At 65.8% G+C, this 2,331-nt stretch carries 2 protein-coding genes; both read right to left on the bottom strand.

Annotated elements, in window-relative coordinates:
• Window positions 1–557 (bottom strand): PAS domain-containing protein (locus ACEN88_RS29575; protein ID WP_413345440.1); only part of this gene is annotated, 557 nt, incomplete at its 3' end.
• A gap of 233 nt (window positions 558–790) precedes the next feature.
• Entirely contained in the window at window positions 791–1,624 is an 834-nt protein-coding gene (locus ACEN88_RS29570; RefSeq protein ID WP_413345438.1) for a response regulator, read from the bottom strand.
• Window positions 1,625–2,331: the final 707 nt, after the last annotated feature.

The raw sequence follows: 2,331 nt of genomic DNA, 5'->3' as shown, positions 1-2,331 counted from the left end.
CGTTCGCCCAGCATCACGCGGTCGCTGGCGGCGTCCCAGCGCCAGTCGCCCAGGCGGCCCGCGGCCAGTGCCACCTGCAGGCGGCTGTTGCCTTGCTGCAGGGCCTGCTGGTCGGCCTTGCGCCGGTTGATGTCCTGGAAGTACAGCGTCAGGCCGTCCGGCGACGGATGGGCGCGCACCTCGAACCAGCGTTTCAGCGCCGGCCAGAAGAATTCCTGGATCGCCGTCTCGCGGCTGACCATCGCGCGCCGGTAGACGGTTTCGAGCATGCTGCCGCGCAGTTCCGGGAACGAGGCCCACAGGTCGTGGCCGACCAGGCTGGGCCGGGTCTTTTGCAGGGGCGCGAGCATCTCCAGCGCGCGCCCGTTGATGTACATGATGCGCCAGTGGTGGTCGACCGCGCAGAAGCCGTCGACCAGGCTCTCGAGCATGTTTTCCATGCGCGCGTTGGCCAGGCGCAGGGCTTCGCGCGCTTCCTGCAGTTCGCGCGCGGCCGCGGCCGCGGCAGCAGCGGGCTGCGCGGAGGGATGCCGCAGCTCGTCGCGCTCGTTGCTCACCGTACGCCTCCGCGCGAGACCATCGCGGACGGCGCCGGGTCGAGCATGTCCGTCAGCTCGGAGGGGCGGGGTGCACTGCCGGTGGGCTCGAAATCGATCATCGTGTTGGGCTCTGCGCGCGCGACGGTGGTGTCACGCAAAATGGACGGGCACGTCCGTCCACGGCGCGTAATGAGCCGTACACCGATTCTAGCCCAGCCCGGGCGCTTTGTTGCACACCTTTGGGCCATCGTTCAGGTGCGCACCGGCAGCGGATGCGCCACCTTGTCGAGCGCCTGCTGGAGCTGGTCCAGCTCATAGGGCTTCTGCAGTGACAGGTAGGGGAATTCCACGTGGCGCAGCAGGGTGTCGCCATAACCCGACGCAAAGATCACCCGCATCGACGGTGCCTGCGTCACGGCCTGGCGCGCCAGGTCGACGCCGGACATGCCGGGCAGGCTGACGTCCGTGAACAACACGTCGTATTGCCCGGCCGCAAGGCGCGCGAGCGCGTCGTTCGGATGACCGACGCCGTCCGCCTCGTGGCCGAAGGCGCGCAGCATCTCGCACACGAGGTATTGCGCGTCGACGTTGTCCTCGACGACGAGGATGCGCATGGGGCCGCTCGACTCGGCCGGCGCCTCCACGACGGGCGCGGCGGGCGCCAGCGCGCACAGCACGCCCGCGACGGCGTCGCCGTCCCCCCGCACGGGCGTGAAATACAGGTCGTAGCGGCCGCTGCCGCCTGCGCTGCCCGCGAACATGAGGTTGCGGTCCGGCGCGTACGCGGCCTCGCCGTTCCAGGCGCGCTGCAGTTCGTCGCCCGCCACCGCCAGCGGAGGCGGCATCACGGGCGGCACGCTGCCGCCGGGGACCCGTCCGTACGCCGGCCCGGCCAGCGCGCCGTAGGCGTCGTTGAACAGCACCGTCATGTCGCGTCCCCACACGAGCAGCAGGGGCAGCGGCGTGTTGAACATGACGTCGGCGGCCAGCCTCAGTGCCTGCGGCCATTGCTGCGGTTCGCCGAGCCGGGAAGCGGACCAGTCGTACGAACTGGAAGAGTGTGCGGACCTGCCGGGATGGAGCATAGCGCAGTAAATATTGTTATCTAAACGAAAAGAGGTTGCATAGTACCCCAAATTGTAAGCAGGGGGCGACACGACTGCGCGTCCTGCGCAGAGTCGGAAAAGACGGCAACCGGGTCGTAAAACAACAACATCGTGCACGATTGATATTGCACTACAGCATATGCGGCCCTGGGCGCGCGCCGGGGCAAAAAAAAAGCCCGCTACGGGAGCGGGCTGAATCTATCCTTGGAGGAGAATAGAGGAGACAGGTTCATAATGCTGCATCGCAAAAAAGAAATCCAATTTAGATTTCTAATGTCAGCCATTGCTTTTATAAATGACACAGCCGTGCACGCTTCAATCGGGTCACTCTTGGTGCACCAAAGAAAATGTTCTACGATAGCAAAATGTTTAAAGACGCCTTGCTGTCGTTTACGAATTTTCGAGTCGATCCATCCGTGTGGACGTTGCCGCAGTGCGCCGCGTTGGCATGGTCGACCATACCCGGCTATCATGAGCCGTCCATTTCCGGCCGTTCCGTAGGGCGCCGAAAGCCCGGGCGCTTCCTGCCACCGTTTCCAGTCCAGGGTTTGCCATCCGGCCGATGCATCGTCAACTGAAGCCATCCATGAATCGAGGCCTGCGCCGGTCCTTTGCCGGCTGGGCGCTGGCCTCGCTGGCCTTGCTGTGCGCAGGCGCCGGACTGGTGCCGCCCGCGCGCGCGCAGC

Origin of the sequence: Massilia sp. CT11-108 (assembly GCF_047302915.1) — a bacterium.
GTDB classification, from domain to species: Bacteria; Pseudomonadota; Gammaproteobacteria; order Burkholderiales; family Burkholderiaceae_D; genus Telluria; species Telluria orientalis.
Note: the sequence above shows the minus strand (reverse complement) of the source record. Positions and strands in the feature narration are given on the sequence as shown.